Raw genomic sequence first — 24,275 nt, forward strand, 5'->3', positions numbered from 1 at the left:
ATAGAAAACAAGCCGTTAACAAGAATGGCAGATTTACCTATAAATGTTGTTAACCAAAAACATTTGGACTTAACAAAATCTGGAGTTCCAGACCTTGAAAAAAAGTTAATGGAAGTAGTTGCCAAAGCTTCAAAAATGAAAGGAGTTATAGTAGCAAGTGGTCGTGGAGAGGAAAACTTTGTTATGGCAAACATAACACCAAGTAAGAAAAAAGATAAAACTTTAGTATTTGCCGAACCAAACCCAGTAATACTCTATTACAACTCTGGAATTGAACACATAAAATCCGCCATTGAGATTAGAAATAACATTTTAAAATCTGAATTAGGACACGAAGAATTATATGCCATTTTCTGTGATTTTTACAAGGAGTCATTTCAAGGAATTACCCAAATGATTATGGCAATGGAATCTCTATTTAATCAAAAAATTCCTGAAAACATAGAATTGGAACTTGATGGAGAAACGCTGACGAAAGAAAGAATTGAATGGAAAGACTTTAAAACTAAACTTCGACATATAGTTCCTCAATTAACAGGAATTGACTTTTACGCTGACCATAATACTGATTATCAAAATATTACCGAAGTAAACAACTTAAGGAATAATTTAATCCATTTAAAAAGTTTAAAAGAAGACAATTACACTCATTATCAAGCACTTTGCAAAGCATTAATTGACTTTGACTATGAAAAAAATTGTACTTCGATACATAAAGCGATAACACTATTAATGTAAAAAATACTACTGGCAACAACGTGTATAGCTCATTGCGGCTGAATTCCTAATCGGAATTATTGCAATTTGCTATCTTCGTTCTACAGCGGAAAATCCTCGCGGATTTCCCGCAACGAGCCATACACAAGACCGTTGTGTTTAATTAAATTAAAATGGAACAATGCTATAAATGCGGATATATCTATTCTGACGCGATAATAAAAGTTTCTTCGGACTACGCTCGATATTATCCCAATCAAGGAAAATTTGTTTATAACTATTGTAATAACTGTTGTTTATTTCTTCAATTCTGTGTTTACAGTTTAATATTCAGATTCTTAGCGGTATTTAGCATTCTTTTCTTATGTAAAGCATCATAGTGTTTCTCATTCATTTTATTAGAAGTATGTCCGTTAACAGCCGCCGCAATTTTTTTTGAATAAGCATCGATTGTTTTTGTGGTGTGAAGATGCTTTAACTTATAAAAATCGACGTTGATTCCTAATTTGTTTTTTACATGTCGCCTCCAGCGTATCGTTATTTGTCTTTCACTAATAGGGTTGATTCCAGGTTCTAAATCATTAGAAAATAAATAATCTTCATTGTTAGCTTTAGTTACTAATTCTATCCAAAAATCTAAGACATTTATATTTATTGCTCGTAATTCTTCTCTATGATTTTTGCCTTTTTTTATTAAAACCTTAAAAGTTTGATCTTTTATATTAACATCACAAGCTCGAACGTTCATGAGTTCAGTAGATCGGCATCCTGAATGAAAAAATATTTCCATGTACCTATAAAAACTATAAAAATTAGGTTTTAAGTATTCCTTGACTTTCTTTATTTCATCATCAGTCATGACCGTTATAATTTTCTTTGTTGTTTTTTTGATAGCTATTTTATTGATAGGATTGTACTCGATAGCTTCGCAGTCTAAAATTTCATTAAAAATCATCATCATATATGCCCTTATTTTATTAAAGCGGTCATTAGAGTACTTATTTACCTTAGCTTGATGATTTAATATTCGTTTAATGTGCAGTTTTTTTACATCTTTTATTTTAAGGATATCTAACTTTAAAGCTACAGTAGACATTACAAAGTATTTTTTTGCTGTTTTAACACCGGATAAAGTAGATTTTTCACCTTCAAGATTATTAAACGCTGTTTCTACAGCTTCACAGATTAGAGTTTCAGAATCTATTATTACTTCGTTATCTGTAAAATTTTCCATGCCTTTAAATTCGCCTGTAATTGGGTTAAAGCCTTCAATTTTAAGCATGTAAATTTCATTTTCTATAAGGTCTTTTGTTGCTTGTCTACGATCTTCTAAAGATTTATACTTATTCATTCCTCTTACTTTGACTTCTTTGCCGTAAGGATATTTTTTGGAAAAGACAGGATCACGAAAATAGTATTGTATATACCATTTCTTTTTCAAGTCACTTTTTTTTATGGTAGTTTTCCAATTTTTAGGATTAACTTTAAGCTCGCTACAGGAGCAATTGTGAGGTAAGTAAATCATAATTTCTAATACGGTTTTTAATACACTTTCTTAAAAACTATGACACTAAAGGAAGTTTTATTTTTTAAAAAAAGCCCTGTAAAAACAGGGCTTTTCTCTGGTGTGGTGCCTCCAGGAATCGAACCAGGGACACAAGGATTTTCAGTCCTTTGCTCTACCAACTGAGCTAAGGCACCAGCTGCAAATGCGGATGCAAATATAAGCGTTTTTTAGACTTGACAAAACTATTTTGAAAAAAAAACGTTTCTTAAATTAGCAAAGTTTAAAAAATAAAGATGAATTTAATCGTAGATGCTGGAAATACATACGTAAAAGTGGCTGTTTTTCAAGAAGATAAAATGTTGTCGCATGAAAGTTTCAAAAAAGAACTATTTCGAAAAAAAATTGAAAAAATTTTACAAGAGTATACAGAGATAGATAAAATGATCACTTCTTCAGTGACAAAATTGAGTGAAGCCACCAAACAATTTCTAAGAATTTTACCCATAGAAGTTCACAAACTCACACATAAAACAAATGTTCCGTTTCAAAATAACTATGCAACACCAGAAACCTTAGGTGTCGATAGGATTGCATTAATTGTGGCAGCTGTTACTCAGTTCCCAAAACAAAATGTATTGGTTATTGATGCAGGAACCTGTATTACCTACGATTTTAAAACAGACAAAGAAATATATTTAGGAGGTGGAATTTCTCCCGGACTACAACTTCGATACAAAACTCTCAATCTATTAACTGCCAACCTTCCATTATTAGAACCCAAAATGCCAGAAAGTTACATTGGCGACTCAACCGAAACATCAATTCATTCAGGTGTAACTGTAGGAGTAATCACCGAAATTGATGGAATAATTGAGCGCTATAAAGAACAATTTGAACATTTAACAGTTATTTTAACAGGCGGCGACGCTAATTTCTTGGCTAAAAGGTTAAAAAATACCATATTTGCGAATTCAAAATTCTTGTTACAAGGATTGAATAATGTTTTAGAATATAATAGATATAATGATTAGAAAGTTTTTAGGATTATTAATTTTGTTGTTTATCTGCCAAAGTAGTATTGCACAGCAAGGAACAGCTTCCCCGTATTCTTTTCTTGGAATAGGTGATTTAAAATTTAAAGGGACAACAGAAAATAGAAGTATGGGAGGAATGAGTATCTATTCAGATAGTATTCATGTCAATTTACAAAACCCAGCAGCGTACGGAAACTTAAAATTCACAACATATACACTTGGTGCAAGCTATAGTCAGTTGCGATTAGAAAGTGCTTTAGGAACAGATAAAGGTTCTTCTACTGCATTAGACTACCTTGTAGTAGCATTTCCTCTTTCAAGCAAAATGGGATTAGGTTTTGGATTGGTACCTTTTTCTTCTGTAGGATATAACTTTGAAGGAGTTGGAGAATCAGGGATTGCCTCTGCACCTTATAAATTTGCACAGTATGAAGGTGAAGGTGGTTTAAATTCAACATTTGTCTCTTTAGGATATAAAATAACGAAAGGACTATCTATCGGTGCTACGGTAAATTATAATTTCGGAACTATTGAAAATCAAAACACAGAATTCTTAGGAGAATTAAATGATGATGGTTTGTTCTTTAGAACCTTAAACTATGGTACACGTTCGCGTGATGAATCAAAATTAAGCGGTTTAAGTTACAATATTGGAGCTTATTATGAATCAAAGTTGAACGATAAACTCTCTTTAACAACTTCATTTACACTTTCTCCAGAATCTGATTTAACTTCAAGAAATACGCGTGTGATATCTGCATTAAATATTACAGGAACGGGTGGAGAAATTGTAAGTCCCGGACAAGTGGATAATGTAGATTTAGGAAATAGAGCAAAAACAGATTTAGCATTACCTACAAAACTTGCTTTTGGCGCTGGAGTTGGTGAAAAAAATAAGTGGTTTGCCGGTGCAGAATATACACTGCAAAACAATAGTGATTTTGGAAATGGGCTAACGACTATTGAAAATATAAACTACAATAACGGTTCAAAAATATCTGCAGGAGGATTTTATATTCCAAAATACAATTCATTCACAAGTTACTGGGAAAGAGTAACGTATAGAGCTGGTATTCGTTATGAAGACACTGGAATCATGGTGCGTAATGAAGCAATAAATGATTTTGGCATGTCTTTTGGAGTAGGATTACCAGTGGGAAGAACATTGTCAAATATAAACCTTGGAGTTGAGTTTGGAAGAAGAGGAACAATGGATTCTGGTTTAATAAAAGAAAACTATATAAGCTTCCACATAAGTTTATCACTAAATGATAAATGGTTTGTTAAAAGAAAGTACAATTAATCGATAAAAATTTAAGAAATGAAGAAGACTATTACATTATTGGTTGCAGGGTTGTTTGCGGTAACGAGCTTCACAACTTTAAATGCTCAGGATTGTAAGACAAAGTTGTCTCTATTTGCTGAAAACGCTAAGGCTAAAAACTATGGAGAGGCAGAGACCCAGTTAAATGAACTTAGAAAAGACTGTCCTACAATTAGTTCTGCATTGTATGCGTACGGAGAAAGAATCTACAAAAATAAAATCAAAAAAGGCGGAGACAAAAAAACTGCTGCTGAAGAATTGATTCAATTATATAAGGAAAGAATTGCAAATGTTCCTGGAAAAACGAAAAAAGGAGATATCCTTGGGAAAATAGGAACAACAATGGTTGACTATAAAATCGGAACTGTAAAAAGTCAATACGATGTATTTGATCAAGCATTCAAAGAAGATTTAGAAAACTTTAAAAACCCTAAGTCATTATACCAGTATTTTGAACTTTATTATGGAATGTACACAGCAGGAAACCAAGGAGTACAATTAGAAGATTTGATCCAGAAGTTTGAGGAGTTAACGGAGAAGTTTGAATCTGAAAGCGAAAGATTGGCAAAAACTAAAAATGAATTAATTGCAAAGAAAGATGCTGGAACTGAATTAACTTCAAAGGAAAAAAGAAACGAAAAAATTGCAGATACTAACATTAGAGCGATTGCAATTTTCTCTGGAAACATGGAATCTTTAGTAGAAAAAGTATCAACTTGTGAAACATTAATTCCATTATTTAGAAAGAACTTTGACGCAAACAGAAGTAACTCACTTTGGTTAAAAAGAGCTGCAGGAAGATTAGATGCTAAAGGGTGCGATGAAGATCCATTATTCGTAGAATTAGTAGAAGCTGTAGATGCATTAGAGCCATCAGCAAACTCTAAAAGATACCTGTCTGGAATCTATGAAAGAAAAGGTGATGCAGCAAAAGCTGAAGAGTACTTAAGACAATCGCTTAGCATGGAAACTGATCCTATCAAGAAAGCGAAACTATTATACAAAGTAGCTGCAAAAGCAAAGAAAAGAGGCCAAAAATCAAAAGCTAGAAAGTATTATTTAGAAGCTGTGAAAAACAACCCATCACTAGGTAGTGCATATTTAAGTATTGCAAGGTTATATGCATCAAGTGTAAACCAGTGTGGTAATGACGAGTTCACAAAAAGAGCTGGATACTGGAAAGCTGCTGAAATGGCCAGAAAAGCTGGGCAAGTAGATCCATCTTTAAAAAGTATTGCGAACAGAACAGTTTCTTCTTACATGCAATCTGCACCGAGTAAGTCAGATGTATTTAGTAAAGGATACAAAGGAGGAGAAGCAATTCCATTAAATTGCTGGATTGGTGGAAGCGTAAGAGTTCCAAACTTATAATATGAAACTACATAAAAAACATATGTTACAAAGCATTGTCACGATATTTATCGTGACAATGCTTTTTTCATGTCAGGATAACTATAGCGAAATCCAAAAGCTTTCGTATAACAAACGTTTTCCTGTCGGTGAAGCCGAAAATATGTTTTTAGTATATACCGATTCTGGTAAAGTAAAATCAACCTTACGAAGCCCTTTTAACAGAGATTTTTCTAATCAAAAATTTCCGTACATGGAATTTCCAAAAGGAATTGTGTTAGAGTTTTTTGATGAAAATAATAATAAAAGTGTTGTAACTTCTGACTACGCTATTTTGTATAGTGACACAAGATTAGTAGATTTACAAGGAAATGTGGTCTTAACAACACACGAAGGAGATGTGTTAGAAGCACCACAATTATTTTGGGATCAAGATCGTGAATGGATATTTACGGAAGGAGAATTCAAAATAAGTAGTGAATATGGTGTATTATTACAAGGAACGAATGGAATCGATTTCAATAGAAATTTAAGTATTATTGATGTGCATGAAATCTATGATAGTACCATACCTATTGATGAAAGTGAAAAATAAAACTAACAATCTAAATAAAACCTAACCCACTGTGAAAGTCTTAAGTTATACAAAATATGTATACCTCTTTGTAGCTGCATTGTCTATTTATAAAATCGTAGATACATGGAATTATGATGAGACAATTGATTATATGTTTGTTGCATTTGCGGTAGTGTCGCTATTCATGTTTTTCTTTAGAAATCATTATGAGAAAAAGTTTAGAGATCGCGAAAAAGATCAATAGATGGAGATACAGTTGCTCATTATCATAACGGCATTACTGTTTTCTGCGTTCTTTTCTGGTATGGAAATCGCGTACGTCTCCGCGAACAAAATCCATATCGAATTGGAAAAAAAGCAAGATGGTATTCTTGCAAAAGTTTTGAGACGACTCACACAAAAACCTTCTAAATTCATTGCAACGATGCTGGTTGGAAACAACATTGCATTGGTAATCTATGGGTTTTTTATGGGTGATTTGATTACGCAATGGGTACATGAAACTCCTTGGCTTAATCAATTTATTACAGTTGAATACGAACTATTGTTTCAAACCATTGTATCTACATTGGTTATTTTGGTGACGGCAGAGTTTTTACCAAAAGTATTCTTTCAAGTATATGCAAACAACTTACTTAAGTTTTTAGCAATACCAGCATATTTCTTCTATCAATTATTTTGGTTGATTTCTGAATTTGTCATGTGGATTTCGAATGTAGTCCTAAAAAAATTCTTCAAAACAGAAGGAGATGAAGTGCAACTCGAATTTAGTAAAGTGGAACTCGGGGATTATATATCAGAGCAAATGGAAGCAGGCCATAACGATGAAGATGTAGACTCCGAAATTCAAATATTTCAAAATGCATTAGAATTTTCTGCTGTAAAAACTAGAGAAGTAATGATTCCACGAACGGAAATCGTTGCTATTGAATTGCGAGAAACTACGCAAAATTTGGCAAAGCTATTCTCTGAAACTGGCTATTCTAAAATATTGGTCTATAAAAATACCATTGACGATATTATTGGATATGTACACTCTTTTGAACTTTTCAAAAAGCCAAAAACGATCCGAAGTATTGTATTGCCTGTCGTATTTGTGCCAGAGGCAATGTTGGCAAATGACGTGTTGAATGTATTGACAAAAAAACGCAAAAGTATCGCAGTCGTTTTAGATGAATATGGCGGAACATCTGGAATTGTTACGGTGGAAGATATCGTGGAAGAATTATTTGGAGAAATAGAAGATGAGCACGATAATACTGAATTACTAGAAAAGCGTTTAGGTGAATACGAATACATGTTTTCTGCACGTTTGGAAGTTGATTATATCAACGAGACCTATAAACTCAATCTGCCAGAAAATGAAAATTATGAAACTTTAGGTGGCTTAATTGTAAGCGAAACCGAAGAAATTCCACAGCAAGATGAAGTCATCATTATCAATAATTTAAAGTTTACCATCGTGGAAGTTTCGAACACTAAAATTGACACGATTCAACTACAAATTCTCTCTGAGGATTAAAATCCCTAAAATTAACGAATTAATACGCGGATCTTCTTTTATTATTTAGTAGGAAATTGTATTTTCGCCCACTGAATTTCATAAAATTGAAGATAAATGGCAATTCTTGCAAAAATTAGACAACGTACATTAGTACTAATCCTAATCATTGGATTGGCGCTTTTTGCTTTCGTAATATCTGACGTGTTCAACAACAATGGCGGAGGAGAGAAACGATTAACAGAAATAGGAACTATCAATGGAGAAGCAATTCCTTCTCAACAATTCCAAAGCCAAGTAGAGCGTATTAGAACTATTTATGGTGGAAGACAATCTACAATGCAAATTGTAAATAGCCTTTGGGATCAAGAAGTAAACAATGTTTTAGTTACACAACAATTAGATGAATTAGGAATTACGATTGAAAAAGATGAACTCTGGAGTCTTTTGGTTTCAAGTCCAAATATTACAAGCAGTCAACAATTTCAAGACGAGTCAGGAACATTCGTTGAAGCAAAATTGAAAGAATATATTGACAACTTAGAAGCGACTAAGAATCTCACTCCAGAAAATATGGATGCATATTTAAACTGGCTTCAAACTGAAAAATATACAATTACAGAAGCAAAGAAAGCTTTATACAATAACTTAGTAAAAGCAGGTTCTATTGTAACTGTGAAAGAAGGAGAGCTTGCATACCGTGCAGAAAATGATAAAGTAACTTTCAAGTATGTACAAGTTCCTTATACATCAATTGCTGATTCTTTAGTAGAGATCAGAAATAGCGATGTTCAAAACTACATCGATAAACACAAATCTACATTCAAAGTAGACGAGTCTAGAGATATTCAATATGTATATTTCCCAGAAACTCCTTCAAAATCTGATGAAGAATTAGCGAAGAAAGAAGTTGCAGACTTAAAAACAGCATTTGCTGCTGCAGAAGATGGTTCTGCTTATGCAAATGAAAATACTGAGACAAACGAGCCAGAAACGTTTACATACAAGAGTCAATTGCCAAAAGATGTTGCTGACGATATGATTGCAATGAATGTTGGAGATGTATACGGACCATACAAAGTTGGTAATAAATACAAAATCTCTAGATTGATTGAAACAGCGCAATTGCCAGATTCTACAAAAACCAGACATATCTTAATCAATTACAAAGGTTCTCAAAGAGCATTACCAGAAGTTACAAGAACAAAAGAAGACGCAAAAAAACTTGCGGATAGCGTTTTTGCTGTTGTAAAAAGAAACAAGTCTAAATTTGCTGATTTAGCGAAAGACTTATCATCTGACAAAGTTTCTGCTGAAAAAGGTGGAGATTTAGATTGGTTCAATACTATATCTGGTAGAAACCTTACGCCATCTTACAGAGATTTTGTATTTGAAAAAGAAGTAGGAGATATTGATGTGGTAGAATCTCCTTTCGGATTCCATATTATCGAAATTGAAGATCAGAAAAATGATCAAAAAGTTGTAAAATTTGCAACGATCAATAAAGAAGTAGAAGTTACAGAAGAAACGTTGACAAACTTATTTACAGTCGCTTCAACTTTTGAATCTGATGTAAACAAGGCAAAAAGTAACTTTGTAGATATCGCTAAAGAGAAAAATTACGAAGTGAAGCCAGTAAATAAAATCAAAGTATTAAATCCAACAATTTCTGGTATTAGCACAGACCAGCGTGAAGTAGTTCGTTGGGCATTTAAAGATGATACCAATGTAGGTGACATTTATAGAGCTAATGTTGGAGGTGGATTTTTAGTAGTGCAATTAACTGCTAAAAACCCAGCAGGACTTTCTTCAATTCCTGAAGCTTCTTCAAGAGTATTGCCAATACTTAGAAGTCAGAAAAAAGCTGAAAAGATAAAAGCTGATTATGCATCTTCAAAAACCTTAACAGAATTAGCATCTGCTGCGGGAAGAAGTGAGCAGCAAGCAACGTCATTATCAATGATGTCTCCAATTATTCCGGGAGCAGGAGAAGAGCCAAAAGTAGTAGGAGCTGCTTTTGCATTAAACGAAGGAGAGACTTCAAAATTAATTGCAGGGAAATCTGGAGTATACATCATTCAAGTTGTGAAGAAAGAAGCTGCGCCAGCAAAAGATACATACCTTACAGAAACAAATACATTAAGAAATCAAAGAGCTGCTAAAGCAACAAGTTCAGTATTTGATGCTTTAAAAAGTTCTGCTGAAATTGAAGATAATAGAGGATATTTCTACTAGACTTCAGTTTAGATACAAACTAAAAAAACCTGTGAAATTTTCTTCACAGGTTTTTTTTTGCGTTGATTTTGAGTCACTTACTTTATTTTTTAGAAAGTACCATCTCATCAAAAGGGATTACTGTGGTGTATCCTTTTGCTTCAAAATAAGCTGTTGTATCTTGGTTTCCTGTAGCCAATATAAAATCGCCGCCCCAAGCTCCTAAACTCTTGGTTTGTCCAAAATAATCAGAGAATAGACGTTGTTGTACAGGAGTTTCCTGAATAATTTCAGCAATCAATTGTTCGTGTTCTTTTAAAAGCAATTCAAAATCAATAAAAGAAGTTGTTTTTACCATTTCTAGGGTAATGGCATTGATTACTTTTATTTCATTCGTAATAGCGCCTTTTCGCTCATTATAGTTGGTGATAGCATTTCTGCTGTTTTGTTTTTTGTTCAAATGAACAAAGTAAAGCTGATCGCTAAAAGAAGGTGAAAAATTTATCTCACTTACTTTGGGCTGCTGTTGCTGTGCTTCATAGATAATTGGAGAATTGTGTTTTGCACAAGCAATATCATACCCACTACCTTTAAAAGCATTCCAAAGCAACGTATATGGATTCACATTTGCCCAAAGTGCAATATTATGGATCAAAGTAGATGAAGAACCCAATCCCCAGTTTTGTGGAAAACCCAAGGTTGTTTGTACTTCAAAACTAGTTTCTCCCGATAAAAAACTAGGGTTTAAACGCTTGGCTTCCGACAATAAATTATAAAGTGTCTGACTTGTAGAGTCTCCATAGGAGTTAAATGCGTTAAAAGATGCTAAATCAAAAGCATGTTGATACCATATTAAATCGTTAGAGTCATAACTTTTCCAAACCAATTTGGGTGTTTCTTTTGGGCTCGGTAATTCTATAGTGGAAACAGTTAAATTTTGCCCATATTTTGTAGGAATCGCTAAAGCTTTTGCGCCATCGAGCACAACATATTCACCAGAGATTAATAATTTTCCATTACTATAAAACTCCATTAGGCATGCTGTGATTTATACGCAGTAAATGCAGTTACAACAGCACTGTGCGTAACAGTTTTATCTTTAAAATAATTGACAAAATGTGCTTTTTCAGCTTCCGTAGCTTCCAGTTGATTCAAAATATTGATCAAATGCATTTTCATGTGTCCTTTTTGAATTCCTGTTGTAACCAAAGAACGTACGGCTGCAAAGTTTTGAGCCAATCCGGCAACAGCTACAATTTGCATTAACTCTTTAGCATTAGGTTTTCCTAACATTTCTAGTGCTAATTTGACTAAAGGATGTAACGAAGTTAACCCGCCAACAGTTCCTAAAGACAATGGAATTTCAATCCAAAATTTAAAAATACCATCCACAACTTCTGCATCTGTCAAACTTGTATAACGACCATCTTTGGCTGCATACGCATGAATTCCTGCTTCAATAGCTCTAAAATCGTTTCCTGTGGCTAATACAACAGCATCAATACCATTCATGATACCTTTGTTGTGGGTCACGGCGCGATACGGTTCTATTTTTGCAATTTGAATAGCGCGTAGAAACTTTTCTGCAAACTCATTCGCATCAACCGACTCACTTTCTACTAATTCTTCAATTGGACAACTAACTTCTGCCTTAACGATGCAATTAGGGACATAGTTTGACAAAATACTCATGACTATTTGAATCTCTCTTTCTTCCTCAGAAAATGCTTCAAAAGTAGCAGCTCCAGCTTCAAAAGTCTTCGCAAACTGTTCCAAACACGAGTTGATGAAATTTGCACCCATAGAATCTACCGTTTCAAAGGTGCAGTGTAATTGAAAATATCCGTTAAGTTCATCAGTTTTATCACGCAATTCAATAGCTGAAATTCCACCACCACGTTTCTCCATATTTTGTGTAATATGTTTGGTAGCAATAAATAATTCAGGTTTTATGCTATTAAAATACGCTTCTAGTTTTTCAATAGCTCCATAATACATAAAATGTACTTGCCCTACTTTTTCAGTGCTCAATACAGTTGCTTTAAATCCACCACGATCTAACCAAAATTTAGCAGCTTTGCTAGCAGCAGCTACTACTGAACTTTCCTCAATGGTCATCGGAATAGCATGCATTGTATCATTAATCAGGAAATTCGGAGCAATTCCTAATGGGAGATAAAAATTCGTAATCGTATTTTCAATAAACTCATCGTGAAGTTTTTGTAGTTTTTCATCTGAATTCCAGTAGTTTTTTAACATGGCAATTACTGCTTCACTATCGTGAAAATAAGTATTTGCAAGCCATGCTATCTTTTCGTTTTTGGAAAGTTTTGAGAATCCAGCAACAGGAGCAATCATAAAATAGGGTTTAATAAATGCAAAGATACATAATGAAATAGTAACAAATCAGATCAAAAAGCATTAAAAAATATACAGAAATCACCATTTTTAGTTCAAAATATGCTTTAAAGTTCAAAAGGAAGCAAAATTCATATAAACTTCATGTAAAAATAGCGATAAAAAAATCCTTTTTTACACGATATAATTTAAGGTTTGATTTTTGTGGTACTTGCTTGATATTTGTATATTGTCGGCTTTATAATTGAAAATTACTCAAAATAATAAGCTTTTTAGTGAGCTTATTTCAAAAAAAATAGCACGAATGAAAATAAAATATGTTTTTCTTTTTCTCCTTCTTGGATTTGCTAATCTTACCATAGCACAGCAAAAAGAAATTACGTTACAAGAAATATGGACAGGTGCATTCGGAACTCGCGGAATGGATGTTTTACATTCTATGAATAATGGAAAGCAGTACACCGTTTTAAACAGACGATTAGGTTCCGTTGACAAATATGACTACAAAACACTTCAAAAAGTAGAGACAATTGTAAAAGCAAGTGACCTTTCAGAAGTATCTTCATTTTCTTCCTATAGTTTTAGTGACGATGAAAGTAAACTTATTTTAGCCACAAAAGTAGAGCCTGTATTTAGAAGATCGCGATTAGGGATTTACTACATATATGACATCGCATCAAAAAAGACTACAAAAATATCAGACCACAAAATACAAGAACCTACTTTTTCTCCTGATGGGAAAAAAGTTGCGTATGTATATGAAAACAACATTTATGTAAAAGATTTAATGTCTGGTGCTTCAACACAAATTACCACAGATGGTGTGAAAAATAAAATCATCAATGGAGTTACGGATTGGGTATATGAAGAAGAATTTAGCTTTGTACGTGCTTTTCAATGGAATGCTGCAAGTGATCATATTGCCTTCATTCGTTTTGACGAAACTGATGTTCCAGAGTTTTCTATGGATGTGTACGGAAGCAAGCTATATCCGCAACAACATGTGTTTAAATATCCAAAAGCAGGAGAAAAAAATGCTGACGTTTCATTACACTTATACAATTTAAATACTAAGAAAACATCAAAGATCAACTTAGGAAACTACACTGATTTTTATATTCCAAGAATCAAATGGACAAACGATCCTACAGTATTGAGTGTACAAGTCATCAACAGACATCAAAATGAATTGGATTTGATTATGTACAATGCAGCTAACAATCAGGCTAAAATTGTGTTAAAAGAAAAGGACAAAGCATATGTTGATATTACAGACAACTTAACGTTTTTAAAAGACAATAGCTTTATTTGGACGAGCGAAAAAGATGGATTCAATCATATTTATCACTACACAAAAGACGGGTCATTCATCAATCAAGTAACCAAAGGACCATGGGAAGTGACAAAATATTATGGATATGATGAAAAATCAGATCGTGTGTTTTATCAATCTGTAGAAAATGGTTCTATCAATAGAGATGTGTATTCCATCAAAATAAATGGAAAGAAAAAGAAAAGACTTTCTACGAAAAATGGAACAAACGCAGCCAAATTCAGCACAAACTTCACATACTATATCAATACATTTTCTAGCGCAACTACACCACCAGAATATTCACTACACTTAGCAAAAAATGGCAAGCTAGAAAAAGAAATCAAAAACAACGAAAGCGTTAAAAACAAGCTAGCTAATTATAAAATGTCTGAGAAGGAATTCTTTACCTTAACAACAGCAAAAGGACATGAATTAAATGCTTGGATGATAAAGCCAGCAAATTTTGATGCTTCTAAAAAGTACCCTGTACTCATGTATCAGTATTCAGGGCCTGGTTCGCAGCAAGTTGCAAACAAGTGGAATAGTTCAAATGACTATTGGTATCAAATGTTAGCACAAAAAGGAATGGTTATTGTATGTGTTGATGGACGCGGAACAGGATTTAAAGGAGCCGATTTCAAAAAAGTTACCTACAAAGAGCTTGGGAAATATGAAGTTGAAGATCAGATAGATGCAGCAATTGAACTAGGAAAACGTTCGTATGTAGATAAAGATCGTATCGGAATTTGGGGATGGAGTTACGGAGGATTTATGTCGAGTAACTGTATTTTAAAAGGAAATGATGTATTTAGTATGGCAATTGCAGTAGCTCCAGTAACGAGCTGGCGTTTTTACGATAGTATCTATACAGAGCGTTACATGCAAACACCGCAAGAAAATGCGAGCGGATACGATGATAACTCACCAATAAACCATGTGGAAAAGCTAAAAGGTGACTATTTATTAATCCACGGAACTGGCGATGACAATGTGCATGTACAGAATACCATGCGTATGATTGACGCATTAATCAATGCAAACAAGCAATTTGATTGGATGATTTATCCAGACAAAAACCATGGAATATATGGCGGTTATACACGCTTACACCTATATACGAAAATGACAAAATTCGTTGAAGACACCTTATTAAAATAACATCGAACCAATTTAGAATTACACTAATCCAAACTTAATTATAATGACAAACACTGTAACACACGCCAAGGAAAAGGAAATCTTTGGTCACCCAATTGGACTATACGTTTTATTTTTTACAGAATTATGGGAACGTTTTTCATACTATGGAATGAGAGCTTTATTAGTATTATACGTAGCAACTTCTGCTACTGCTGTAGATCCTGGATTGGGCTGGAGCAATGGAGATGCAATTTGGCTCTATGGTTGGTACACGATGTTAGTATACGTAGCATCGATTCCTGGAGGATACATCGCTGATAAATTTCTTGGGCAAAAGAAAACTGTTATGCTCGGAGGATTTTTACTTTGTGCAGGACACTTAGTACTAGCTATTCCAACTGAATGGGCATTCTTTACAGGCTTGCTGTTAATCATATTAGGTGTTGGAGGATTAAAACCAAATATTTCTACCATGGTTGGTGGATTGTACAAAGAAGGAGACATTCGCCGTGATAGTGGATTTACTATTTTCTACATAGGAATTAATATTGGAGCATTCTTATCGAGTATTATCGTAGGGTTGGTCGCTTACAAATACGGATGGCATTACGGTTTTGGATTGGCAGGAATCGGAATGTTAATTGGGCAGGCAGTATTTATTTACGGCCAAAAACATTTAAAACATGTTGGAAACTTTATTGGTTCGGAAGGTTCTGGAGTAGATGCCGAAGTGATGAAAAAGCCGTTAACCAAAGTTGAGAAAGATAGAGTAATTGTATTATTGATCTCTTTCTTAATTGTCGTGGTTTTCTGGGGAGCTTTTGAGCAAGCTGGAGGACTCATGAATTTATATACAGATGCCAAAGTAGATAGAGTGATTGGCTTATCATGGTTAGAAGAAATTCCAGCCGCAGTATTCCAATCATTAAATGCAGGATACATAATCATCTTCGGAACTGTTATTGGCGGTTTCTGGATGTGGTGGAAGCGAAAAGGTAGAGAATCTTCATCGCTTTTCAAAATGGCAATTGGAACCATTATCATGGGATTAGGATATGTGTTTATGATGTTTGCATCTCAAGAAGCAAGTGCTGAAGCATTTGGAAAAGCAGCTATGTACTGGATCTTCTTAGCATACTTATTCCATACGATTGGAGAGTTATGTACATCGCCAGTGTCATTATCATTCATTACCAAATTAGCGCCTGTAAAATATGCATCGATCATGATGGGAATTTACTTTGCAGCTACAGGTTTTGGAAATAAATTAGCGGGAAGCATCGGAGAAGCGGCACAGCTTGAATCATATAGTGGAAGCATGACAGCATCAGTAGAAGAAATCTACAATTACACGAAAAAAGATGATATCGAAGTAAAAGAACTAGTTAATGGAGAAAAGAAAATTGTCACAGTAAATGCCTATCCAATTGATGAAGATAAAAACTTCTCTATCAAATCAAAAGTCTACTTGGATGGAGATAATGTAGTATTTACTGAACACGAAAAAGGAAGTGATATTAGCAGTTTATTCGATCTCACGAAAGTAGAAACAGAAGGAAAGAAAGAAGAAGAAATTGCAACAGCAAAGAGCGGTAAAGAAGAAGAACTAGCAAGCTTAAAAGCATATTTAAAGGAAAATGGAGCAACCAAAGAAAATCCATACCATGCGAAGTTAGCTTTTGAAAAAGATAAGGACAAAGCGCAAATTGTCGAAAATAAAGGTGATGGAAAAGACTACGGCGTTTCCTTTGTAGTGGAAGAAGCACAAAACGAACAGGAATATAAAATTTTCTCATTCCTGGTAATCTTTACGGTAGCATTTGGATTGTTATTAATCATCTTCTTGAAGAAATTGAAGAAGTTGACACACGGAGCCGAAGACAACGAAGGAACGTTCAATGAAGAAGCATAAGGTTTCGAGCTGGCTGACGGTCAGGACTAATACAATCTTGTTCAATTAAAAAATTACACCATGAGTACATCATCTACAGAAAACTTTTTTGACACCAAAGTAATGGGACATCCTGCGGGATTGTTTGTATTATTTTTCACGGAAATGTGGGAGCGTTTCTCCTATTATGGAATGCGCGTATTGCTCGTGTTTTTCTTTACAGCTTCCATATTAGATGCAGGTTGGGGATGGCCTAAAGAGCATGCCTTAGCCATTTTTGGAACTTATGCATCGTTAGTATATCTATCCACTATGGTTGGAGGATATTTTGCAGATAAAGTCATAGGATTCCGCTGGGCAGTTGTTATTGGAGCTTTACTAATGACACTCGGACACGGAGCAATGGCGCTAGAAACACCATTTTTCATTTATCTGGGATTGACATTATTAGTATTTGGAAGTGGTTTCTTTAAGCCAAATATGACTTCAATTATTTCCGAAATGTACAAAGATCGTCCAGAGAAAAAAGATGGAGCGTACACCATTTTCTACATGGGTGTAAATGCAGGAGCTTTCTTCGGAATCATGATCTGTGGATACTTAGGTGAAAAAATTGGCTGGAGTTACGGCTTTGGAGTTGCAGGAATCTTCATGCTATTCGGACTCTTACAATTCTGGTTTTCACGAAACATCTTTGGTGACATTGGTTTAAAGCCAAAAAAGGAAAATATAGAAAGTGCAAATGCATACTCAGAAGCAAATGGAGGACCAAAAAATCCATTTACAGTAGTACAACAAGTAATCATTGTATTGTGTGTTGTTCTTGGGTTAACGTGGATTTTAAACGAACCGATTTCAAAAATTACGGAAGGTGAGTACAATATTTACAACTTTGAACTTTTTGGATTAGACGGAAATAACTTCATAATTATTTTGGCATTGATTTTATTCATAGCATTACTTGCCATACGAATTCCAAAATACATCCCAGTAGTTAGAGATCGAATGTTAGCGATTGTATTCTTTGCGTTTATCACGATGTTTTTCTGGGCACTATTTGAACAAGCACCAGGTTCGTTGAACTTATATGCAAGAGATTATACGCAGCGTGTGTTAGAAGGTGTTTCTGGAGATATTTTCAAAATTGTAGATGCATTGATTACCATTATTCCTTTGGCAATCATTACCTATGTATTAGTTCGATTGTTCCAAAAGACATTCAAAAAATATGCACTGGCAAACATCATTCTTGGATTTAGTTTTGTTATTATTTGGGGATTGGCTGTAATGAAAGTGTACAATGACTACAAATCAGCTTCATACGTAGTAGCATATGTGGACAATAATGGCAATACCAAAACAGATAAAATAGTGACCTATGTAGAGTTCAAAGAAGGAGAGCAAATGCCTATTTTGGATAACGAAACAGTTTCAATCTACGATGCAGATGCAGAAGAAAATGCAAAAAATACAATTAAGAATAACTATCTATTCAATGAAAAAGACAAAGAGCAGGGAGAAATCTTTACGGCAAAAATCACAGAGCTTTTTGAGCGAGATAAGATAGGAGCAGGCATCAAAAATACGTTTGGAATGTTTGCTTTTACGAATGCATCAGGAAAAACCATTACAAAAGAAGTGAAGCTTTCAGGAGAAATGAAAGAACTCAAAGTTGGTGATGCGAAACAATTATTGATTACGCACAGTTTAAAATACGACAATCAGGATAAAAAGAAAGCCACAGCGATGGTGCAAGCCAAAGAAAGTGCTGTTGAAATTGGTGCTACCTGGTTCAACATTCTAAACTCACTCTTTATCATTGCATTAGCACCATTATTCTCAAGATGGTGGGAAAGCAAATACAATCCAACGGCCAATGGAAAATATGCGATTGGAATGGCATTGCTAGGCTTAGGAATGTTAGTGGTAGCTATTGGTTCAGCAGGAATTGCGCCAGGACAGGAATCAGCAAGTACAAGTATGTTTATCCTGGTATTTGTCTATCTTTTCCATACGATGGGAGAACTCTGTGTGTCGCCAGTAGCACTATCGTATGTAAGTAAGTTAGTCCCTGGAAGGATGATTGCCATGATGTTTGGTTTGTGGTATATTGCGGTGGCAATTGGAATGAAGATGGCAGGTATTTTTGGAGAAATGTCGCAAGGAATTGCAAAAACACAAGGTGTAAGTACATTTTTCTGGTATCTTACGGGAGTTGCCGTTATTTTAAGCCTATTAGCCTGGGTAACGACACCATTTGTGAAAAAATTAATGCACGGCGTTAAATAACGCTAAAAAATCATAAAAATTAAAAAAAAGCGTTCTCTTTTGGGAACGCTTTTTTTTAATATCTCAACCGCAAATTGTAACTTGCAGAAACAATTATGGTATGCATCATTGAGTATCGATAATGCTATTATGTAAACTAGGCATAGAGTTTGTAACATACATCATATAAAACAACGAAATGAAAAGAATTATATTAGTTTTCAGTGTACTTCTAGTGAGTATTAGTACTGTAAATGCGCAAAAAATCAATTGGGTTTCCATTGAAGAAGCACAAGAATTGATGAAAAAGGAACCGCGAAAAGTAATTATGGACGTATATACCGTATGGTGTGGACCATGTAAAATGTTAGATAAAAATACCTTTCAAAATCCTGATGTAGCCAACTATATCAATAAAAATTATTATGCAATTAAGTTTAATGCTGAAGGAGATTCAAATGTAACTTTTCAAGGGAATACCTATACAAATCCTGATTACGATCCAGCAAAAAAGAAACGTAGAAACGCACAGCATCAATTTGCGAGATACCTAAGTGTACGAGCATATCCAACAATGGTATTTTTTGATGAAGAATTTAATCTGATTACACCAGTTTCTGGATACTTATTACCAAAACAAATTGAAATCTATTTGAAACTTTTCAAAACAGATAAATATAAAGAAGTTACCACAAAAGAAGATTGGGAAAAATACCAAAAAGAATTTGTAAGCGAGTTTAAAAGCTAATGAAGTGATTTAAACTTTTTGTTTTGTAACGAAAATTGGAGGTTTTTTGGTCTGATGAAGCCTTTTTTAAGTAACATAGCCTTAGCTACGTTCCGAAAAAAAGTCAAAATCAGGGCGAAATAAGATCAATTTACAGTCGTAAGAAAAAGTTTAAATCACTTCAATATTAGTTTTATCAAAAAAAAGAAATAGAAAAGAATCCTTTTTTACCAGTATAGTGAAAAGGGATTTTTTGTTTTTCGGAAGCCTTTTTCCAACGTTTTATATAACTTTTGTAATTGCTCCCATCTGCAATAATATTCTCTGGTTGTAATGTTTGTATAAGTCTGTCAAAATTTATTTTGGGTGAATTGCTTAATAAAATGTATTTGGGTTTCAAATTCGGAATTTGATATATACCTAAACTGTCAATTCGTAATAAATATGAATCATTTATAGCATAAACATTTTGCAAAGAATCTTGTGTAACACGGTCTATAAAATCTTTCTGTTTTTGGAATTGGATGTTGTAATTTTTCGCTGCCGCAGAATCATTCAAGTTGTGAAATAATTGTACGTTAGTACCTTGTTGTTTGGCTAGAATTGTTGCTTTATTTTGATGAAAAATAGCGAATGTGTTTTTGGTCGGAAACTCTTGAAAACGATCTAAAAACCAACATCCTTGACAAAGTAATATGCTAAGTAAAGCGAATTGCAAGTTCTTTCTTTTTGGGAGATGAATATATTGAGCAAAAGCAATTAAAACTATATAACAACCAATCATTTGTAAAAAGCGCATAGGAATATTTGTCAATACAAATTGTTCATGTGAGGCAATCCAAGAAACAAATCCATTCATTAGCAGAATAATATCATTAAAGCATATGCTTAAAAATTCAGGTAGTAACTGAAAATAGGCAAGTACTATTACTAACATACCCAACGTTAAAATAATTCCTAACACAGGAATAATGGTCAAATTTGCTACAAAAAATAATCCTGGAAACTGATGAAAGTAATACAAACTCAATGGCAAAACGCCTAACTGAGCAGATAAACTTACGGTGAGCAATCCCCAAAATGAGCTTCCTAAAAATGATGTCGGATTCCAAAGTTTCTTCCACAAAGGTTGTAAGCAAACAATTGAAAATACGGCAGCATAACTCAATTGAAAGCCTACATCAAACAAAAAATGCGGTTTACAAAGCAATAAGAAAAACATCGAAACGGTTAGTACTTGTAAAGTATTGGCCTGTCTTCGAAAATACGTAGCTACAACAATTGCCGTAAACATAGTAACCGCACGCACTACCGAAGCAGACAAACCCGAGACAAAAGCAAAACTCCACAAAATTGCTAGCATCAATACTACTTTCAACGATTTTCCATATCTAAAACGCTGCAACGGACGCAATACAAATTGTATAATTAACATTAAAATTCCAACATGTAATCCTGAAATAGCGAGGATATGAATTGCGCCCGCATTCGCGTAATTGTTATGTAATTCTTTAGAAATGTGTTGTCGTTGACCTAGCAAAAGTGCTTCAATCACCGCGAGTTCATCAGTTTGAAAATTCGCTGCTACCAAACGATTATGAATCGTATTTCGAAGTCTCGCAGCATAACCATATACTGTTTTTGGAGGGTTTGTACCATGTATAAACTCTCCTGTTTTCAAATACAACTGCATATACACATACCGATCATTCAAATATGCTTTATAATCAAAAGATGTCGGATTCAAAGCAGATGTAACTGTTGATAAAGATTGTTTTGTATACAAAACAGTGTCTACAGGGAACGTTTTCGTTAAACTATCTTTGCGAATATGCACTAAGATTTTTCCAGAAGCAGCAGCATCATTCGCACGTAAAACCTCGCCGATATATTTATGATAATAAGAATTAGATTTTAAAACTTCATGAATGCGAAACTCTGTACTTTCAATAGTATCTATATGGCTATAATGTGAAGCATGATTTTTTTCTTCGTGAAAATTTTCAATCACCATTCCTAGGCTAATTGTCGTCAATAAAGCCACAATGCCAAAATAAACAGTTTGTATAAACTGCTTCCGAGCAATCCAAAAGAAAACAAAAGAAGTCAAAAACAATCCGCAAAAAATAAGACAACTTGTGACCCAAGAAATCTCATTATAATATGCGATCAGAATCCCCAAAATTATGGAGAATGTCAGTTTTGTAATGGTAAAATTGAGCCACTTCATTGCTAATAAATCTTTTAAGAACGAATTCAAAGTAGGCAAAAAAGGCGTTCAAGTCTCAAATAAGTTTGTAAGCGTCATAATTTTTTTGTGAGCGTTGTTAAAATGTAAATCAAAGATGAAATCTAAAGTCATAAGCCAAAAAACGATGAATGAATATGAATGTGAAAAACTGTACATAAAAAACCTAATTTCATCAGTAGAATCAACCTATTTTAAGAAAAAATACAGGCTAAGCTATTAAAACATTTGTTGTATTTACTACTTTATGTTTTCCTAGTGTAGATAGGCTATTGATATAGCCATATGTAAAGACGAAACTGTTATTTTAATATTCTTACACAATATCCTCTATCTAATCAATGGACTTTTAATGGGCAAATGCCTTACATTAAGTGACTCAAATAAGGATTGATTTTGAATTCAATGCTTTGGTAATTACCAATACCTTTGAAACGGAATTCGTTGAACTACTATCCGTAAATGAACAATTAGAAACGCAACTAAAAATATATCCAAATCCAGTATCGCATGTTTTATATGTAGAATTGAAACAAAGTGATACTATAACTGTGGAATTGCTAAATATCCGTGGAAAACAAACAATGAGTGAAACGCTAGAAGGTAAGCATTTGGAGTTAGATATTTCTAACCTGACAAGCGGAATATATTTCTTAAAATTAAGCTCAAACACTAGGCAAATTACTACGAAAATTATAGTGAACTAAAAAAACTTAAATCTTGTAGACTTTTGTAATCATCGTAATTGAAATTTCTTAAAAAATAGCATTGCGAGTCTTCTTTGGTGATACTCAAAACGGTCATTTTGGTTAAATTTCCATCATTAGATAATTTAGATATAATTTTTTCAGTAGAAACAGAAGGGATGGTTATTTTTTTTCGAATGATATTCCAGTCCATTCCAAAAGATAAAACGGTCATATCGCCCGCTGGATTATGAAAGATGGCGAAGGAATTATGAGAAACCGTTTCTCCTGAATGGCTAAAATTACACAACACAATCTCTGTATATTTTTTATTGAAATCACGTTTTAAAATATCAATAAACAATTGAAGTGCTTCTTCTATCTGAGGATGCCACTCAAACACCTCTGGTCATTCGAAGTTTTCAAAAATTGTCTCTAAATTAATTTCTGATAAGAGGATTTCCTTCTTTGTGTAAAAATTGCAACTAAAAAGTAGCAACAATAATAAACAATATCTTTTCATCATTAGTTTTGCATCCAATTGGTATATTGAATATATAACTTAACGAAGCCTATTTTTAGTATGGTAAAGTTGTAAAATGATGATACATTATTTAAAGAAGTACATGAAAATTGTAGTTTCTAACAATCTAGAGAACTCTTCTCGCTTCCGTAAATGCATTCTTCCAATAACGTTCATCCAAAGAGGAAATCAATACACCTTTAGAACTTGTGGCGTGAATAAACTTAATAATACCTCTTTTATGAGAAATCACCAAACCTACATGATTGATGCGTTTTCTATTCTTATTCGTCTGGAAAAACAATAAATCTCCTTTTTTTACGGAGTTCAATTTAATACGTTTTCCTTTCGTAGCTTGTTGATACGAAACTCTTGGCAACTTCACTGCGTGTTCTCCAAAAGCCACATACGTTAAGCCAGAACAATCCATTCCTTTACGGGTAGTACCTCCAAACTTATAACGCGTTCCTTTATATGCCATCGCCGTTTTAACTATGGCAGACGCTTTTGTAAAAGTACTTTTCGTTTTAGTGGATGTTCTTGTTTTGGTAGTTTTATTTACAACTCTTGTCGATTTAGATTTTGTTCTTGAAGAAGAAATTTTGCTGGAAGAACCACATGACACCACAAAAACAGCAAGGGAAAGTAATAGTAGTTTACGAATCATATAAGGAGCTTTTTTGCTAAAGTAATAAAATCTGAATTATTTAGAATTATGGAAGTAGTTTAAAAAATTAGAGATACTTCACTCATTGATATTGCTGTGTTGCTAATTCATACTTTTAGCTCATTAGAATGAATGTTAGATTTAGGAAAATTATAAATAAATGAAGTTATTATTTACATTAACTATATCGATGATTATATTAGAATCAGCAATAGCTCAATCTAAAAA

At 33.7% G+C, this 24,275-nt stretch carries 19 protein-coding genes and 1 tRNA gene; 13 read left to right on the forward strand and 7 right to left on the reverse strand.

The window, feature by feature from the left end:
- Window positions 1–738: hypothetical protein (locus MK119_RS22785; protein ID WP_290683769.1), on the forward strand; the 738-nt coding region annotated here is incomplete at its 5' end.
- A gap of 295 nt (window positions 739–1,033) precedes the next feature.
- Here the strand turns inward: MK119_RS22785 and MK119_RS22790 are convergent.
- Both MK119_RS22790 and MK119_RS22795 read right to left on the reverse strand, forming a co-directional pair.
- Window positions 1,034–2,242 (reverse strand): site-specific integrase, encoded by a 1,209-nt coding sequence (locus MK119_RS22790; RefSeq protein WP_290683771.1) that lies wholly within the window; start codon window positions 2,240–2,242, stop codon window positions 1,034–1,036.
- A gap of 103 nt (window positions 2,243–2,345) precedes the next feature.
- Window positions 2,346–2,418, reverse strand: a tRNA-Phe gene (locus tag MK119_RS22795).
- A gap of 99 nt (window positions 2,419–2,517) precedes the next feature.
- Between MK119_RS22795 and MK119_RS22800 the strand changes: the two genes are divergently transcribed.
- From MK119_RS22800 to MK119_RS22830, 7 genes are all read left to right on the forward strand, one after another.
- Window positions 2,518–3,255 carry a type III pantothenate kinase gene (locus tag MK119_RS22800; RefSeq protein ID WP_290683773.1) on the forward strand — a complete coding sequence of 246 codons (738 nt, stop codon included), beginning with the start codon at window positions 2,518–2,520 and terminating at the stop codon, window positions 3,253–3,255.
- On the forward strand, window positions 3,248–4,561 hold the full coding sequence (locus tag MK119_RS22805) for a hypothetical protein (RefSeq protein WP_290683775.1): 1,314 nt from the start codon (window positions 3,248–3,250) through the stop codon (window positions 4,559–4,561). Before MK119_RS22800 ends, MK119_RS22805 begins: the two co-directional genes overlap by 8 nt.
- Before the next feature lie 18 nt (window positions 4,562–4,579).
- Entirely contained in the window at window positions 4,580–5,953 is a 1,374-nt protein-coding gene (locus tag MK119_RS22810) for a hypothetical protein (RefSeq protein WP_290683777.1), read from the forward strand.
- Between the two features lies 1 nt (window position 5,954).
- On the forward strand, window positions 5,955–6,527 hold the full coding sequence (gene lptC / locus MK119_RS22815; protein ID WP_290683779.1) for an LPS export ABC transporter periplasmic protein LptC: 573 nt from the start codon (window positions 5,955–5,957) through the stop codon (window positions 6,525–6,527).
- 31 nt (window positions 6,528–6,558) lie between these two features.
- Window positions 6,559–6,753 carry a hypothetical protein gene (locus MK119_RS22820; protein WP_290683781.1) on the forward strand — a complete coding sequence of 65 codons (195 nt, stop codon included), beginning with the start codon at window positions 6,559–6,561 and terminating at the stop codon, window positions 6,751–6,753.
- On the forward strand, window positions 6,754–8,031 hold the full coding sequence (locus MK119_RS22825) for a hemolysin family protein (RefSeq protein ID WP_290683783.1): 1,278 nt from the start codon (window positions 6,754–6,756) through the stop codon (window positions 8,029–8,031).
- 96 nt (window positions 8,032–8,127) lie between these two features.
- Window positions 8,128–10,245 (forward strand): peptidylprolyl isomerase, encoded by a 2,118-nt coding sequence (locus tag MK119_RS22830; RefSeq protein ID WP_290683785.1) that lies wholly within the window; start codon window positions 8,128–8,130, stop codon window positions 10,243–10,245.
- An 82-nt stretch (window positions 10,246–10,327) separates the two neighbouring features.
- On the opposite strand, the gene MK119_RS22835 is transcribed toward MK119_RS22830, so the two are convergent.
- A complete protein-coding gene (locus MK119_RS22835) occupies window positions 10,328–11,257 on the reverse strand; it encodes a GYDIA family GHMP kinase (protein WP_290683787.1) in 930 nt (309 codons plus the stop codon).
- On the reverse strand, window positions 11,257–12,582 hold the full coding sequence (locus MK119_RS22840) for a hydroxymethylglutaryl-CoA reductase, degradative (protein ID WP_290683789.1): 1,326 nt from the start codon (window positions 12,580–12,582) through the stop codon (window positions 11,257–11,259). The genes MK119_RS22835 and MK119_RS22840 overlap by 1 nt, the downstream gene beginning before the upstream one ends.
- A gap of 304 nt (window positions 12,583–12,886) precedes the next feature.
- On the opposite strand from MK119_RS22840, the gene MK119_RS22845 reads away from it, so the two are divergent.
- The 4 genes from MK119_RS22845 (at window position 12,887) to MK119_RS22860 (ending at window position 19,944) form a co-directional block, all read left to right on the forward strand.
- Window positions 12,887–15,055: a S9 family peptidase gene (locus MK119_RS22845; RefSeq protein WP_290683791.1), complete on the forward strand. Its 2,169-nt coding sequence runs from the start codon at window positions 12,887–12,889 to the stop codon at window positions 15,053–15,055.
- A gap of 43 nt (window positions 15,056–15,098) precedes the next feature.
- Window positions 15,099–16,949 (forward strand): peptide MFS transporter, encoded by a 1,851-nt coding sequence (locus MK119_RS22850; protein WP_366512862.1) that lies wholly within the window; start codon window positions 15,099–15,101, stop codon window positions 16,947–16,949.
- A gap of 60 nt (window positions 16,950–17,009) precedes the next feature.
- Window positions 17,010–19,217 (forward strand): peptide MFS transporter, encoded by a 2,208-nt coding sequence (locus tag MK119_RS22855; RefSeq protein WP_290683793.1) that lies wholly within the window; start codon window positions 17,010–17,012, stop codon window positions 19,215–19,217.
- Between the two features lie 178 nt (window positions 19,218–19,395).
- A complete protein-coding gene (locus MK119_RS22860) occupies window positions 19,396–19,944 on the forward strand; it encodes a thioredoxin fold domain-containing protein (RefSeq protein WP_290683795.1) in 549 nt (182 codons plus the stop codon).
- A 175-nt stretch (window positions 19,945–20,119) separates the two neighbouring features.
- On the opposite strand, the gene MK119_RS22865 is transcribed toward MK119_RS22860, so the two are convergent.
- A complete protein-coding gene (locus tag MK119_RS22865) occupies window positions 20,120–22,153 on the reverse strand; it encodes a ComEC/Rec2 family competence protein (RefSeq protein ID WP_290683797.1) in 2,034 nt (677 codons plus the stop codon).
- A gap of 392 nt (window positions 22,154–22,545) precedes the next feature.
- Here MK119_RS22865 and MK119_RS22870 point away from each other — a divergent pair, with 392 nt between their 5' ends.
- Complete coding sequence (locus MK119_RS22870; RefSeq protein WP_290683799.1) at window positions 22,546–22,878, forward strand: T9SS type A sorting domain-containing protein; 333 nt, start codon at window positions 22,546–22,548, stop codon at window positions 22,876–22,878.
- On the opposite strand, the gene MK119_RS22875 is transcribed toward MK119_RS22870, so the two are convergent.
- Window positions 22,865–23,260: a hypothetical protein gene (locus MK119_RS22875; protein WP_290683801.1), complete on the reverse strand. Its 396-nt coding sequence runs from the start codon at window positions 23,258–23,260 to the stop codon at window positions 22,865–22,867. The genes MK119_RS22870 and MK119_RS22875 overlap by 14 nt on opposite strands.
- A 247-nt stretch (window positions 23,261–23,507) precedes the next feature.
- Entirely contained in the window at window positions 23,508–24,047 is a 540-nt protein-coding gene (locus MK119_RS22880) for a C40 family peptidase (RefSeq protein WP_290683802.1), read from the reverse strand.
- Window positions 24,048–24,275 lie beyond the last annotated feature (228 nt).

It is taken from the genome of Kordia sp., assembly GCF_022447245.1.
Classification (GTDB): domain Bacteria; phylum Bacteroidota; class Bacteroidia; order Flavobacteriales; family Flavobacteriaceae; genus Kordia.

Coding starts and splice junctions, on each gene's coding strand:
- MK119_RS22790 (WP_290683771.1), bottom strand. CDS start 2,242: ATGATTTACTTACCTCACAATTGCTCCTGTAGCGAGCTTAAAGTTAAT.
- MK119_RS22800 (WP_290683773.1), top strand. CDS start 2,518: ATGAATTTAATCGTAGATGCTGGAAATACATACGTAAAAGTGGCTGTT.
- MK119_RS22805 (WP_290683775.1), top strand. CDS start 3,248: ATGATTAGAAAGTTTTTAGGATTATTAATTTTGTTGTTTATCTGCCAA.
- MK119_RS22810 (WP_290683777.1), top strand. CDS start 4,580: ATGAAGAAGACTATTACATTATTGGTTGCAGGGTTGTTTGCGGTAACG.
- lptC (WP_290683779.1), top strand. CDS start 5,955: ATGAAACTACATAAAAAACATATGTTACAAAGCATTGTCACGATATTT.
- MK119_RS22825 (WP_290683783.1), top strand. CDS start 6,754: ATGGAGATACAGTTGCTCATTATCATAACGGCATTACTGTTTTCTGCG.
- MK119_RS22830 (WP_290683785.1), top strand. CDS start 8,128: ATGGCAATTCTTGCAAAAATTAGACAACGTACATTAGTACTAATCCTA.
- MK119_RS22835 (WP_290683787.1), bottom strand. CDS start 11,257: ATGGAGTTTTATAGTAATGGAAAATTATTAATCTCTGGTGAATATGTT.
- MK119_RS22840 (WP_290683789.1), bottom strand. CDS start 12,582: ATGATTGCTCCTGTTGCTGGATTCTCAAAACTTTCCAAAAACGAAAAG.
- MK119_RS22845 (WP_290683791.1), top strand. CDS start 12,887: ATGAAAATAAAATATGTTTTTCTTTTTCTCCTTCTTGGATTTGCTAAT.
- MK119_RS22850 (WP_366512862.1), top strand. CDS start 15,099: ATGACAAACACTGTAACACACGCCAAGGAAAAGGAAATCTTTGGTCAC.
- MK119_RS22855 (WP_290683793.1), top strand. CDS start 17,010: ATGAGTACATCATCTACAGAAAACTTTTTTGACACCAAAGTAATGGGA.
- MK119_RS22860 (WP_290683795.1), top strand. CDS start 19,396: ATGAAAAGAATTATATTAGTTTTCAGTGTACTTCTAGTGAGTATTAGT.
- MK119_RS22865 (WP_290683797.1), bottom strand. CDS start 22,153: ATGAAGTGGCTCAATTTTACCATTACAAAACTGACATTCTCCATAATT.
- MK119_RS22880 (WP_290683802.1), bottom strand. CDS start 24,047: ATGATTCGTAAACTACTATTACTTTCCCTTGCTGTTTTTGTGGTGTCA.